This window comes from Pyrinomonas methylaliphatogenes (assembly GCF_000820845.2).
In the GTDB taxonomy this organism is placed as follows: Bacteria; Acidobacteriota; Blastocatellia; order Pyrinomonadales; family Pyrinomonadaceae; genus Pyrinomonas; species Pyrinomonas methylaliphatogenes.
In genome coordinates, this window is sequence record NZ_CBXV010000004.1 from 528,799 (window position 1) to 542,114 (window position 13,316).

General features: G+C 58.4%; 13 protein-coding genes. 10 read left to right on the forward strand and 3 right to left on the reverse strand.

The window, feature by feature from the left end:
• The first annotated feature begins 75 nt into the window (after positions 1-75).
• On the forward strand, positions 76-1,986 hold the full coding sequence (locus PYK22_RS06835) for a TolC family protein (protein ID WP_041975359.1): 1,911 nt from the start codon (positions 76-78) through the stop codon (positions 1,984-1,986).
• A 56-nt stretch (positions 1,987-2,042) separates the two neighbouring features.
• Positions 2,043-2,813 carry a glycosyltransferase family 2 protein gene (locus tag PYK22_RS06840; RefSeq protein WP_041975710.1) on the forward strand — a complete coding sequence of 257 codons (771 nt, stop codon included), beginning with the start codon at positions 2,043-2,045 and terminating at the stop codon, positions 2,811-2,813.
• 123 nt (positions 2,814-2,936) lie between these two features.
• Here PYK22_RS06840 and PYK22_RS17720 read toward each other — a convergent pair whose 3' ends face one another.
• Both PYK22_RS17720 and PYK22_RS06850 read right to left on the reverse strand, forming a co-directional pair.
• Complete coding sequence (locus PYK22_RS17720) at positions 2,937-3,143, reverse strand: hypothetical protein (protein ID WP_041975361.1); 207 nt, start codon at positions 3,141-3,143, stop codon at positions 2,937-2,939.
• Between the two features lie 153 nt (positions 3,144-3,296).
• A complete protein-coding gene (locus PYK22_RS06850; protein WP_157770720.1) occupies positions 3,297-4,562 on the reverse strand; it encodes a D-alanyl-D-alanine carboxypeptidase in 1,266 nt (421 codons plus the stop codon).
• Positions 4,563-4,695: 133 nt separating this feature from the next.
• Between PYK22_RS06850 and PYK22_RS06855 the strand changes: the two genes are divergently transcribed.
• The 6 genes from PYK22_RS06855 to PYK22_RS06875 all read left to right on the forward strand — a co-directional run bounded on the left by PYK22_RS06855 (position 4,696) and on the right by PYK22_RS06875 (position 11,070).
• Positions 4,696-5,535, forward strand: coding sequence for a prepilin peptidase (locus tag PYK22_RS06855; RefSeq protein WP_041975712.1), 840 nt, complete (start codon positions 4,696-4,698; stop codon positions 5,533-5,535).
• Positions 5,536-5,629: 94 nt separating this feature from the next.
• A complete protein-coding gene (locus PYK22_RS06860) occupies positions 5,630-7,069 on the forward strand; it encodes a sensor histidine kinase (RefSeq protein WP_041975365.1) in 1,440 nt (479 codons plus the stop codon).
• 54 nt (positions 7,070-7,123) lie between these two features.
• Positions 7,124-7,312: a hypothetical protein gene (locus PYK22_RS06865; RefSeq protein WP_041975367.1), complete on the forward strand. Its 189-nt coding sequence runs from the start codon at positions 7,124-7,126 to the stop codon at positions 7,310-7,312.
• 147 nt (positions 7,313-7,459) lie between these two features.
• Positions 7,460-7,606: a hypothetical protein gene (locus PYK22_RS17510; RefSeq protein ID WP_157770721.1), complete on the forward strand. Its 147-nt coding sequence runs from the start codon at positions 7,460-7,462 to the stop codon at positions 7,604-7,606.
• A gap of 378 nt (positions 7,607-7,984) precedes the next feature.
• Positions 7,985-10,066, forward strand: coding sequence for a LamG-like jellyroll fold domain-containing protein (locus PYK22_RS06870; RefSeq protein ID WP_162199811.1), 2,082 nt, complete (start codon positions 7,985-7,987; stop codon positions 10,064-10,066).
• 263 nt (positions 10,067-10,329) lie between these two features.
• Positions 10,330-11,070 carry a LamG domain-containing protein gene (locus tag PYK22_RS06875; RefSeq protein ID WP_041975371.1) on the forward strand — a complete coding sequence of 247 codons (741 nt, stop codon included), beginning with the start codon at positions 10,330-10,332 and terminating at the stop codon, positions 11,068-11,070.
• A 357-nt stretch (positions 11,071-11,427) separates the two neighbouring features.
• Here PYK22_RS06875 and PYK22_RS06880 read toward each other — a convergent pair whose 3' ends face one another.
• Positions 11,428-11,817: a winged helix-turn-helix transcriptional regulator gene (locus PYK22_RS06880; protein WP_041975373.1), complete on the reverse strand. Its 390-nt coding sequence runs from the start codon at positions 11,815-11,817 to the stop codon at positions 11,428-11,430.
• Between the two features lie 125 nt (positions 11,818-11,942).
• On the opposite strand from PYK22_RS06880, the gene PYK22_RS06885 reads away from it, so the two are divergent.
• On the forward strand, positions 11,943-12,536 hold the full coding sequence (locus tag PYK22_RS06885) for a protoglobin domain-containing protein (RefSeq protein ID WP_041975714.1): 594 nt from the start codon (positions 11,943-11,945) through the stop codon (positions 12,534-12,536).
• 158 nt (positions 12,537-12,694) lie between these two features.
• On the forward strand, positions 12,695-13,309 hold the full coding sequence (locus PYK22_RS06890; protein WP_041975374.1) for an outer membrane protein assembly factor BamB family protein: 615 nt from the start codon (positions 12,695-12,697) through the stop codon (positions 13,307-13,309).
• The last annotated feature ends 7 nt before the right edge of the window (positions 13,310-13,316 follow it).

Sequence of the window (13,316 nt, forward strand, 5' to 3'; positions counted from 1 at the left end):
GCGCGCGGGCAAGCGACGTAGTAATCTTGTGCACGTTCACCTTCGGGTAGTTCAACCAGCAGGAGATGGAAGTAGATGCTTAAAGGTCTTCTCTTTTGGCAAGCCCGTTCTTCGATGAAAATAGGACGGTGCGCCGCGCTGATCCTTTTGAGCGGCGCGATGGTTCTAGCGCAAACGCCCCCGCCCGCTTCGGCGAAAGAGCCTGTTACGCCAAGGCAGGAAGGTTCTGCTGCTCCTCAAGAGCCGCGCGAGCCGAATCTGCCACAGGTCGAACCGCGTCCCGTGCCGCCATTGCCAAGTTTGCAAAGGGTGGGCGTACAGAAGGATCGCACGCTCTCTTTGTCGCTCAATCAAGCTATACGCTTGGCTTTGGCCAATAACAACGAGATCGAGGTGGCGCGCGACGATGTGCGCTTTGCGGAGAGCGTGTTGCGTTCGCTGGAGGGCATCTATGATCCGGTGATCAGTTTCACGCCGCAAATCTCCAGCACGATCGAACCCGTCTCCAGCGTGTTAGCCGGATCAGACCAGCGTGGAACGGTCAAGACGACCGATTTCAATTTCGGGCCGGCGATGAGCCAGCAGCTAAGGTTTGGCGGAGGCCAGTATCAAATCTTCTTCAACAACCTTCGCCGTTCGACGACTTCAACTTTCAGTCAACTCAATCCGTTCTATTCGTCGAGCCTTGGCGTGCAATTCACGCAGCCATTGTGGCGCAATCGGGCGATCGATCAGAACAGACGGCAGATCAGGATTCAGAAGAAAAGGCTCGAACAATCGGACGCCGATTTCCGTCGGCGCGTAAGCGAAATCATCGCGCAAGTCGAACAGGCTTATTGGGATTTGGTCTTCGCTTTGAAGGATCAGCAGAATAAACTCTCGAATCTCGAGCTGGCGCGCGAACAGTTCAGACAAACGGAAGCGCGTGTGGCGGCTGGGGCCGCTGCGCCGATCGAACGGGCTGAGGTCGCCACTGAGCTTGCCAGTCGCGAGACGGATCTGCTGCAATCGGCGCAGAACGTTTCGATCGCGGAGAACAATCTGAAACAGCTCATCCTCCGCGATCCTTTAGCGCCCGAATGGGCCGCGCAGATTACGCCGACCGATGAACCTAATTTCGATCCGACGCCGATAGATCTAGCGGCTTTGTTGACTGAAGCGAGAGAGAATAGACCCGAACTACAGCGTTTGCGCTTAGAAGAAGATATCAATCGCATCGATCTCGAGTTTTACCGGAATCAGACGCGCCCGCGCATCGACCTGCAGGCAACGGTGGCGACGACGGGATTGGCGGGGACGGCGGTCGTCCCGACCGGCACTTTGACCGGCGGATTAGCGGGCGTGTCGGGGAGCGCGAGCGGGCAAGTGCCGTTGATCTTCGGCGATCCGAACCTCAACGCGAACGCTTTCTTGCTCGCACAGATCAATCAACTGCGGGCGGCGCAAGGGCTGCCACCCGCTGAAGTGCCGCTCATCACGCCGCAGACGCAGACCGTTCCGACCCGCTTGGTCGGCGGGTACGCGCAGACGTTGCATAACCTCTTCAGTTTCGAAACGCGGAACGTGGTCGTGGGAGTGCGGATCGAATTGCCGTTGCGCAATCGGACGGCGGAGGCTAATCTCGCCGGGGCACTGGTCCAGCGCGAACAGTTGGCCGCGACGCGAAGATCGCAAGAGCAGCAGGTCGCGGTCGAAGTGCGCAACGCGGCGCAAGCCGTCGAGACGGCGCGCCAGCGAGTTTTAGCGGCGCGCGAGGCGCGCCGTAACGCCGAGTTGCAGTTGGAAGGGGAGCGGCGCTTATATCAAGTCGGGCGCTCGACGACCTTCCTCCTGTTCCAGCGTGAGAATCAGCTGGCGAATGCGCGTAACGCCGAGATCAGAGCCGAGACCGATTACAATAAAGCCGTCGCGCAGTTGCGCCGCGCCGTCGGCACGATCTTGCGTATGAACAACATCACGATACAATCGCCGCTGACGAAAAGATAGGTCGTTCGGCAGTTTGGCCGGACGGCTTTCCTGTGCTTTTCGCCGAAGTCGCGGATGTGAAGATAACGGCGACCATCATCACGTTCAACGAGGAGGAGAATATCGCGGCAGCTTGCGAATCGGTCGCTTGGGCCGATGAGATCCTCGTCGTTGATGCCGGATCGAGCGATCGAACGCGCGAAGTGGCCCGTTCGTGCGGCGCGCGCGTGATCGAACGGGAGTGGCCGGGCTTCGCCGCGCAGAAGCAGTTCGCTGCCGAAGCGGCGAGCCATGACTGGATCTTCAGCCTCGATGCCGACGAGCGCGTCTCGCCGCGCTTACGTGAATCGATCCTTAGTCTTCGCCATCTCGATGAGGGCGCTTTGGCCGATGGATATCGCGTCGCCCGCCGCTCCTTCTACATGGGGCGTTGGATTCGCGGCGGCGGTTGGTATCCGGACTATCAATTGCGCCTTTATCATCGCGCGCGCGGGCGTTGGCAGGGAGCTTATGTGCATGAGTCGGTGAAGATGGTCGAAGGGGCGCGGGTGGTGATTCTGGAAGGCGAGATTTTGCATTACAGCGTGCGCGATGCGGCGCACCATCACCGCATGATCGGCGAGCGATACGCGCCGCTCGGCGCGCGGCAGATGTATGAAGCCGGTCAACGCACATCACCCATCAAGATCGCGCTCGCTGGTCCAGCCGCTTTCCTGCGCAGTTTCATCCTTAAGGGCGGCTTTCGCGATGGGTTGGCCGGATATGCGATCGCTCGTTTCGCCGCGCATCACGCTTTCCTCAAACATCTGCTGTTGTGGGAGATGCAGCGCAAAGGTGAGAGCGAATGATCAATTCGCCACTTTTTCAGCGATCAATCTATCTAGCTCCATGTTTCAATGTGGGGATAAACAGACCCGATGAGGGTAGAGTCGTTAGGGTGCGGAGATCGCCCGGAAACGCCGGAGCTTCGGTTACTTGATCCAATTCCCGCCCAGTCTGAATTCGCGCCACACCTCGCTGACGGCGCCGAAGAGGATAAAGAGCCCTAAGGCCGCTAAGAAAATGGCAAACGAGAGGACCAGCCATGACGCGACGCCGCGGCTTCTATAGGTCCTGACCGTGGTCCATGCGGCGCCGCCTAAAAGAATTAAGCCTGTTGCTATTTCCAGAATGCGCATAAATTTGAGGTGCCGATCATCACACTAGAGCTACTCAGCTAGCGTAGATCGGCTATCATTCGTTTGTTTCGGTGAAGATACACCGAGAAGGATGCTATTGCAAACGAATTGGATCGAGGCGTCGCCGCGCGAATGGGCTTGGCGAGATTTGATCTACTCGCCGCTCTCTTTGGTTCCATCCATCTCGCTGAGCGAAGGAAGAAGCTGACGGCGCGTGAACGATTTAAGCGAAGCGCGCGGCAGGCTATGCGTGGCCAGCAACTCCGTTAGCAATTCATCCTCCATCTGGCGGCTCTCCCACACGCGGGGACCTTGGTTGAGCAGGGCGAAAAGGACTAATCCGTAGTCGTTCGTGTAGACGATACCCGCCAAGCTGGCCATCCCGCCATCGATCGTCGTCAACGTGCCGGTTTTGCCGACCAGCGCGCCCTCGAGCGGCGTGCCGCGCAAGCGATGGCGAAGCGTCCCGGCATCGGTTCCGGCAAACGGCAGGATGTCCTCCGGATCGAGCCCTTGTCGCTGAAGCTCTTCGACGAGCGCGCGAAGTATCGCGACGATGCCGCGCGGCGTCAGTCGGTTATGGCCCAGACCGGAGCCGCTCTCGAAGAGGAGTTGGTGATTGGGAATGCTGATCTGCTCGGCGAGGAAACGTTGGATCTCTGCTGGGCCGCCGACGAACGCCGCCAAGCGATCGGCGACGAAATTGCTCGAGTGAGCGTTCATGTAAAGCAGGACGTCACGCAAACGATAAGAGTCAATTGTGAAAGTTGGTTCGGTGTCGGGCGGAGCCGCGACAGCCGTCTTCATCGGACCGAGTTTCAGCGCCCGATTCAAGCGCGCCGCGGCTTCCGCGGGCGCGTCGGTGAAGTTGAAACAGAGGCCGGGGGCGACGAAAAGCGTCCCTATCGCCCTTTTGATGCCGAACTTGCGGCGGAGATCGTTGGCGATCAAGCTGGCCTGAATGTCGCCGAAGAGCGGATCGTCGCTCGCTACGTAGAGATCGCCGCGGAAGGTGCCGTTCTCAGTTGTGCCATCGAGATAGACGCGAGTGCGGAAGCGATAGTTAGCTCCGAATCTCTTCAGCGCGGCGAGCGAGGTGGCAAGCTTCGATAGCGAGGCGGGATTGAAGGTGACATCCGCGTTGAGCGAAGCAAGTGTGTGTTTGCCATCGAGCGTCTCGATGAGGACGCCATGGCGCTCGAGCTCTTCGCCGCGCGCCGCGTACCAAGCGGCAACGTCAAAGAGAGGCTTTTCGATCGCCGGCGTTTCGACATCCGCAGCGTATGTGGCGAAAGAGCGCGTGACGATCGGACGCGCGTCGCGTTGGCGTATCTTGAGCGAATAGGGAACGAAGCTGAGCGCCGCGATGATGATCAGACCGCTGAAGACCATCAGCGACACGGACCAGCGAGGCCTCAAGGTCGAATTCCTCCTCTAAATTTTTTATCTTCGATCGACACGCCTTCCCCTCGAGGACGCGAAGCGTTATCATGCGAAAAGCTGGCGCGCGCGTCAAGTTTCGCGAAGAGCGCTGGCGAATGATTCATAGATGATGGTTCAGCAAAACGGCGAGTACGCTCTCCCGATCGTCATCGTCCTCAGCGCCATTTTCGGCGCGGCTATCGGCAGTTTCTTGAACGTCGTCATTCATCGCGTCCCACGCCGGGAGTCGATCATCCGACCGCGTTCCCGTTGCCCGCAGTGTGGCGCGTTGATCGGCGTGCGCGATAACATCCCGATCCTAAGTTTCCTCATCCTCAGAGGGCGTTGCCGTCGGTGCCGGTCGCCGATCCCATTCCGCTACCTTTTGGTCGAAGCGCTGACCGCGATCCTTTTCGTCGTCGCCGCGATGCGCGCAGGGCTCCCGCTAGAACTCGCGTTCGATCTGGCTTTCATCGCCGCCATCGTCGCGCTTATCTTCATCGATGCCGAACACATGCTGCTTCCGAACGCGATCACCTATCCGGGATTCATCGGCGCACTCATAGCGCGCATCTTGGTGCCGCAGGTCGGTGGATCGCATCTTCTAGCCTCATGGCCCGCTTGGGCTCTCTCTCTCTTCGGCGGTTTGATCGGAGCGGCGTTCGGCGGTGGTTTGCTCTGGGTGCTCGGATGGTTCTGGCGACGGGCCCGCGGTATCGAAGCGATGGGATTAGGCGATGTGAAGATGATGATGATGGTGGGCGCCTACCTTGGGTTGGCACGCACGGCCGTCGCGCTGTTTCTCGCTTTCCTCATCGGCGCTGTGGTCGGCGTCGCGCTTTTGCTTCGTCGTCGTGAACGCGATTGGCAGATGATGTTGCCTTTCGGCATCTTCCTCGGGATCGGCGCGCTCGTGAGCCTGTTCTTTGGCGAGGCGATGCTCGCTTGGTACTTGAGCTATTTCGATTGACGGGAAGCGGGCCGACATCTTCAATCATCGGGCTTTGTGTAGTAAGGTTGTGGTGGTCCGAGTTAGTTGAACATTTCGCATCGCGTCTGATCATATGCTGTCACGTTACGAAAACCGCGCGCAGTTGGCTCTGGCCCTGCTTATCGGTTTGCTTCTGTTGGGGAATCTTTTCGCCCTCGCTTTCGTCGCCTTCGCTCCGGGTGCGCAAAATTCGCGCGCGGCGCTTCTGCTCTCGGTCTCGGTCGTGACGTTGATGGTCAGCGTGCCTTTCATCTTGCTCTTCCCGCGCTGGCTTTTGCGCCCTTTCAGGCAGCTTTTCGATGAGGCCGCGCGCGCGCCCATCGCGCAGCCACCGGTTAAAGCGCGCGACGAGACGGAGTTCGTGTTGGAAACCTTTCAAGCAATCGTCGCCGAACTGCGTGCTAAGGCAAATGAGCTAGAGCGACTGAACGAACAAGTGCGCGCGCGCGCCAGATCCGCCGAAGAGCTCAACGCGCGCATCATCGCCAGCATCCCTTCGGGATTGATCGCCTTCAACTCTCAAGGATATGCGACGGTCATCAACGATCCGGCAGCCAAGCTGCTTCAACTCGAAGGCGAGGCGATAGGCAAACGAGCGGACGAGCTTTTTCTGATCGCCCCAGAACTCGTCGAGATGGTAGACGCCTGTTTACAGCGTGGCGAGATCTATCGCCGCGAAGAGGTGACCGCCACCGGAGTTGACGGACGGGCGCGGCGCTTGGGCGTGACGGTAGCACCGATTGCGACGCAGGGCGGCGATGAGGGTAGGGGCGCCTTGTGCTTGATGACCGATATAACCGAGATACTGGAGCTGCGCGAAGCCGTGGCGCGCAAAAAGAACCTCGAAAGCTTAGGCGAGATGGCCGCGGGGCTGGCCCACGAATTCAAGAACGCGCTCGCCACGCTACAAGGGTATGCGCAGCTCCTTCAACGGACGGATCCAGAGGGCGTGCGAAACGTGGCGATCACCGCACTGCTCGAAGAGGTGCGCGATCTTTCGGCGATCGTGACCGCATTCCTCAATTTCGCGCGCCCGCGCCCTTTAACTTTGGAGGAGATTGAACTGCGCGGTCTGCTCGACGAATGTCGGGAGGAGCTAGGGCGATTCTACGAAGAGCGTCTCATCGAATTGATATTCGAGGGCGCTTTCGGTCGCGTCCGTGCCGATGCGATCCTCATGCGCCAAGCTCTGCTCAATATCTTGCGCAATGCGGCTGAAGCGATCCCTGACGGCGCGGCAGAGAGGAAGGTCTTCGTGCGCGGTAGATACGAGCTGGACCAGCGTGGCAACGGTTGGAACGTCATCGAGATCGAAGATACCGGGCCGGGCATCCCGCCGCAGAATCTGGAGCGGATCTTCATACCGTTCTTTACGACCAAACGACAGGGGCATGGCATCGGCCTAGCGTTAGCGCATCGCGTCATCGCCGATCATAATGGCACGTTACTGGCCGCCAACTCGAATCGCGGCGGAGCGGTCTTTACGATAAGACTGCCAGCTTTGGCAGGTTGAATCGCCTTAATGTATCATCTGCCGCAGGCAATTTACACTAGAGGAGCCTTTCAGATGAATAAGATCGGTCCAGTCATTCTCGGCATCGTCGGCATTGTCGTCGTCTATATCACCTTTCACTTGCAGAATATCAACGGTTCCAGAGGTTGGGGCGCGATCGGCGTCGATATCGTTTTCATCCTGCTGACGCTCTTTTTGCTCGCGACAGTGATCTGGCTACTTCGATCTCCCGAAAGACGTTGAGCCTCGGTGCCCGACTAAAAACAATGTGGCGTTAGCTCTGCCGTTTCCGCTCTTTGGAGGAGTGGCTTACGACGATAGAGGGGTGCGCCGCCAGCGGGATGGGCGAACCAGTACTACCAGCGCGAGCGCAACCATGAGGTTGGTTTCATGATTCGAGTGAGAACGTTGATTGGCGGTGGAGAGATGAAGAGCGAAGGGCGGAGAGGCGTTATGGTCGGTGGGCTTTTCAAGCTGCAAGGCGCGTCGCTTGCTGGCGATGTCTCGCTCGAGGATTTTGGAGCCTATCCGGTTTGACGCTGAACGCGCGCACACAGGCGTCGGTTAACTCAGAGGATTTTGATCTTGAATCCATCTTGCCAGAAACAGCGATCGCTCTCGATAGAAAAAAAGCGTTGACTTCTTCTGGGATAACGTGCTAGATCTTAACTGACCCTCGCTTTGCGGCAAGCGAATAGTTTGCCGGACCACTTCGTTAAGTGTCACTTCAGGTCCGCCGTCGCCTCTAAAACACGCCGCAACTTTTTCGCAGTGAATCGAAATGCTTTTGCACCTTCACCGGAAGCGAAAGGAGATTCGATTTTGATCGCCAACTCATGCACGCCAGGTAGCTTTGATCCCTTGTCGCCATCGCTCGCACGCCGAAGCCGTTCGAACTTGATTCGACTTCTGGTTTTGAAGATCGCTCTCGGTTTATGGTCATTAGGGAAGGTTGTTTCCATTACGGCTGCCCAAGGTTGCGTGCAGCTTCCGACAGGCGCCGTCGGCTGGTGGCCGCTCAACGAGCAGAACGGAGCGACTTCGATCAGCGAATTGGTTGGCGGGCACACGGGTGTGCCAGTGAGCGGCCCGGTCGGACCGCTCGGTTCCAACTCACCGGCGCCCGTCGCAGGCGTGGTCGGCGGTGCGCTCCACTTCTATCAAGCGAACACCTACGTGCGCGTCCCAAACCATCCGGCCTTTAATTTCGGCGCGGGCGACTTCACCATCGATGCGTGGATCAATCCCGTTCAGGTCAACGCGCAGCTTTATCAGCCGATCATCGAGAAAGCGCAGGCGCTCAACGCGAGCGGGACCAGCGTCGCCGGTTACAAGATGTTCGTCAAAAACGCCAAGGTCCACTTCGCCGTCTCCGATGGGGCGAGCGTTGTGACCGCCGCCGCGCCCATCGCTTACGGCACATGGCAGTTCGTCGTCGCCGAACGCGCCGGCAACACGCTGCGCCTCTTCGTCAATGGCACGCTCGCCGCCACCGCCGCGCTTCCATCGGGATTTGGGAGCACAAACAACGGTGCGGATCTGTTGATCGGCGGGATCACGCCGCTCGGGCTTCCCGCGGTGCCGCCCATCGGCGAGATCGATCTAGACGAAGTGGAGCTTTTCAATCGCGCGCTCACGCCGGCGGAGATCCAAGCGATATACAATGCTGGTCCAGCCGGCAAATGCTCCGCCGCTTCGGGGCAACCCGATCCAGCCGTGAATAAAGTGATGATCAATCCATCGTCTGGACCGGTCTTTCCGGGCCAGCAGATCACCTATCAAATCACGGTCGGCAACATCGGCTCAGGGCCGTTTGTGGCGCCCTACGTCGGCGTGAGCGATCCGCTTCCGGCGGGATTGACCGGCGTGACCTTCAACGCTCCGCCTCCTTGGAACTGCAGCATCAGCGGCAACGCGCTCATGTGCCAATATCCCGGCCCGGTGACGTTGAATCCGGGACAACAGCTTCCGTCCATCACAATCACGGGCACGGTGAGCGCGGGCGTCGCCGGCATCAAGAATTGCGCGCGCATCTTCTTCCCCGGCGGCGTCGCGGATGCCAATCCGAATAACAATATCAAATGCGATGGACAACAAGTTGCCTCGTGCGTCGCGCCCCCACCGGGCATGGTCGCATGGTATTGGATGGATGGAAGCGCCATCGATACTGCGGCCCTCGGAGGCTTCAACAATCCATCGGCCACCAATGCGATCAGCTTCGTCGCGGGCAAGGTCGGGCAAGGCGTGACGTTCGGCACGGGCGGTTACATCGACATCCCGCATTCGCCAGCTCTCGCCAATCAGCAGTTCACCATCGATGCCTGGGTCGAGCCGAACGGCGCGCCGCTGGGGCCGGCGTCGAACAACGACTTTTGGGGCAGCGTCATCGTCCAGAAAGGATTGCCGCCGCCAGCCGGATACACGAACGTCCCGATCTCGCTTGGGTGGAGCGCGCAACAGCAGAAGTTCGTCTTTACGTTTGGCATCATGACCACAGAGCGAATCGTTTCGACCTCAACTTTCCCGGCAGGGCAGTGGTACCACGTCGCGGCGAGCTACGACGGCAGCACCTTCAAGCTCTACGTCAACGGCGCGCTTGAAGCGCAGATGAATTTGGTCAAAACCATCACATACAGTCCCGCCATTCCGTGGACCATCGGCTCAACAGCGGCTCCGATTCGCGCCGTCGGTTATCCGCGCACGTTCAATGGCATCATCGACGAGGTGGAGATCTTCAACCGGGCGCTCACGCAGGCCGAGATTCAAGCCATCTACAACGCCGGAGCAGCGGGCAAGTGCAAGGCGACGCTTGCGAATCCCAATTCGCCTTCGTCCACATCGCGCCGCGCGCAGAGGCGGAGGAACCTGATATTGGGCGTCGCGGGCGCGGCGCTCGGAGCGGTGCAGATCTTTCAGCGGCGTCGCGGCGAGAGCGCCCCGCAGTCATCGGGCAAGGTCGATACGCCGACGAAAACGCCCCAGCAAGGGCGACCATGAACAGGCAGGCTTTTCGTCACGGAGGCGAACCGGTTTCATGCAATCCTTCGATCCCGAAAGGAGCAAGTTTTATGGAAAGTCTCACCCCATCTGCCCAATCTTCACGCCATCGAAGAAGAGCGCTCGGCGCGGCGCTTTCACTAGCGAAGTTTATTGTTTGCTTGATGATCGGCACCGCGATTGCGCGCTCTCAGATCATCAATCCTAATCCGGTCCCTTTGCCGTGTATGCGGGTGCCACCAGGCATTGTTGCTTGGTGGCCAATGGATGATCCAGCCGGAAGCGCCGTTCTGAAAGATATCATCGGTGGGCACAACGCTGCTCCGGTGAAGTCACCCGTCGGCGCCGCGCAAGCGCCTCAACCGACGGCAGGTAAAGTCGGTGGCGCGATCAACTTCGCCAAGTACTCTGGATCTGGGTACAGCGGCGCCATCGTCGCCAACATCAGCGGGCCGCTGGCGCTCGTCGGATCTGCCGATCTCTCCATCGATGCGTGGATCAAATTCCCGCCGACGTCGGCCCCGGGCGGGCGGCACTACATCATCAACAAGTACGACGCCCCAAACAAAAAGGGTTACGCGCTCTACATCGTGCGTCCCCCCAGTAGCAGTTCTTCGTATCTGGAGTTTTTGTGGGGCGACGGCAACAACGTTTCGACAGTGCAATCGAGTGCATCCATTACGCCTAATCAATGGCACCTGGTCGCTGTGACCTTTGCGCGCAACGTCGGCGGGAACGCGCTCGTCGTCCGCTTATATGTTGACGGCGCACAGCAGGGAATGCAAACCAGCAACGTGTCGAACTTGGGGTCGCTCGCCAACGCCATCGCGATGATGATCGGTTATCAGCCGAGTTCGGCCGATGAGCCGATCACCATCGACGAACTGGAGATCTTCAACCGGGCGCTCACGGCGCAAGAAGTGCAGCATCTCTACAGCTTCGGCTCAGCAGGCAAGTGCAGGTTCAATGTGGTTAATCCAAATCCCAACACCAACCCGAATTGAGGATGGAGATGATCTTGCAGAAAGGCGAAACGAAGGCACTTCGCCTCGATTTGCGCTCGCTCTCAACAGAGCGGCCGCTGCATTGAGCGCAAGGTTGATTCACTGTTGTTCGATCAACTCAGCTCGAAACACGAGGAAAAATACCCTAAGCAGCAGGCTATGCGCTTCAACTAGTCGGAGAGGGACAATCTCTGTGAACGAATTAAAAGTTCAAGTTTAGGGCAGATCGAGTACATCGAACCTTTCGCCCAGGCGCGAAGCAGCAGATGGAAGTTTATCTTTTACTTCTTTTGAAGAGGGAAGAGTCGGCAAAGCAAGATTTCTCTCCCGTCCGAAACGTTTGGAGGATTTCGATCATCATGCTGGTGCGCCCTTGCGGCGTTTGATCTCGTTCACTATTGCCTCCTTTTCCGCTACGCACTCTCTTTCCAACTCTTGTATGGCATCGAGTATGCGCACGAATTTCTGACCGAAAGATGTCAATCTGTATTCAACGCGCGGCGGTATTTCGGGATACGCGCAACGTTCGATGATTCGGTAGCGGACCAGCTTTCGCAGCCTTTCGTTCATCACCTTGGCCGTCAAGCCTTCAATGCTCCGTTCGATAGCGCCAGGCCGACACACGCCTTGCCGGATCAACTCTATGATGGTCAAAGTCCACTTGCAACCTATGACATCTTCAACCATGCGGCTGACGGTCGGCCTTAAGGGCGATTCAGCCGGTGCGATCTTCCCTCTCGCTTTCATAAATTTACACCGAAAAGTAACTACCTAACCGAATTGTGCCTACTTACGAGTCTTCCCCCGCTCAGCTAAATTGTATGACACACCACGACGGTGGTGAAACAGAGATGGTTGACGGAGGAAGCAAGATGAAGGAGAACAAGATCACCGGCTACACTTATGGGACCGATGAAGTGGCGCGCTCGCCTTTGAGCGAACAGGAGTTCGACCTGCTCAAGCAGACCGTGCTCTTCACGGATGAAGACGTTCATTATCTGCGGATGGCGGGCGAGGTGTTTGCCGATCAGGTCGAGGATGTGCTGGATGTGTGGTACGGCTTCGTCGCTTCACATCCTCACTTGGTCTATTATTTCAGCGATCGCGATGGGAAGCCGATCCCGGAGTATCTGACCTCCGTGCGCGCGCGGTTCGGTCAGTGGATACGGGATACGTGCGCCGCGCGTTATGATCGGGCTTGGCTTGATTATCAGCAGGAGATCGCGCTTCGTCATACGCGCGCCAAAAAGAATCGGACCGACCGAGTCGAGTCGATCGCCGATCACATCCCGCTTCGCTACATGATCGCGTTTATCTACCCGATCACAGCGACGATCAAACCGTTTTTGGCGAAGAAGGGGCACGCCGAAGAGGATGTTGAAAAGATGCATCAAGCGTGGTTCAAATCGGTGGTAATGCAAGTCGCGCTGTGGAGCGCGCCATACGCTAGACCGGGAGACTTTTGATCTCAGAGCGAAGCCTTGAGCGATACGGGCGAATCGCCACGCGCCCGCTTTGACCGGATAGAGCGCATCTTCCGATGTAAACCTCTTCATAAAACCGGTTTCGCTTTCGAGCGCATTCTCGTTCCCATCGAGAGAAGATTTCAGGTATTTTTATCTCGATGGCGAGAGGTTGGATCGTTTCAGTTCTGTTTTTGCCGATCGTGATGAGCGGGTGTATAACGGCAGTTCGCGGACCTGCCGTCAGCGTTTCGCCCACGATCACGCCGGATGCGATCTATGTCGCCGATTCGAGCGGGCGCATACATTCTTTCGGCACAGATGGCCGCGAAGCGTGGGTTTACCCATTGGCCGATGAGTTGGCTCGCTCCTACGGGCGGAGTTCGCGTGATTTTCAGGTACAGTCATTGGTCGCCGAAGGCGATAAGCTTTACGGCCTCGCTGTGCAGTTGACCGGCGGACATGCCGGTGAGGTCTATCTCTTCGCGCTCGATGGCGCGCGCCTCGCATGGCGACAGGTCGTGCCGACGCCAACTCGACAGGGGAGAGCTTTGGCTATCGGCGCGCGAGCGCTTTTCATGGCGGGTGATGATGGCACCCTATACGCTTTTTCGCTCGCGGACGGTCGTTTGCTCTGGCAGCATCAGACGAGCGGTGGACCGCTCGGGCCACCGTTGGTTGGCGCTGACGGGAACGTTTACGTGGTTGGCGCAGGCAATCGCTTGCACGCCATCGCACCCGACGGACGGGAATTGTGGCGTGTTGAGGTGCGTTAGAAGCACG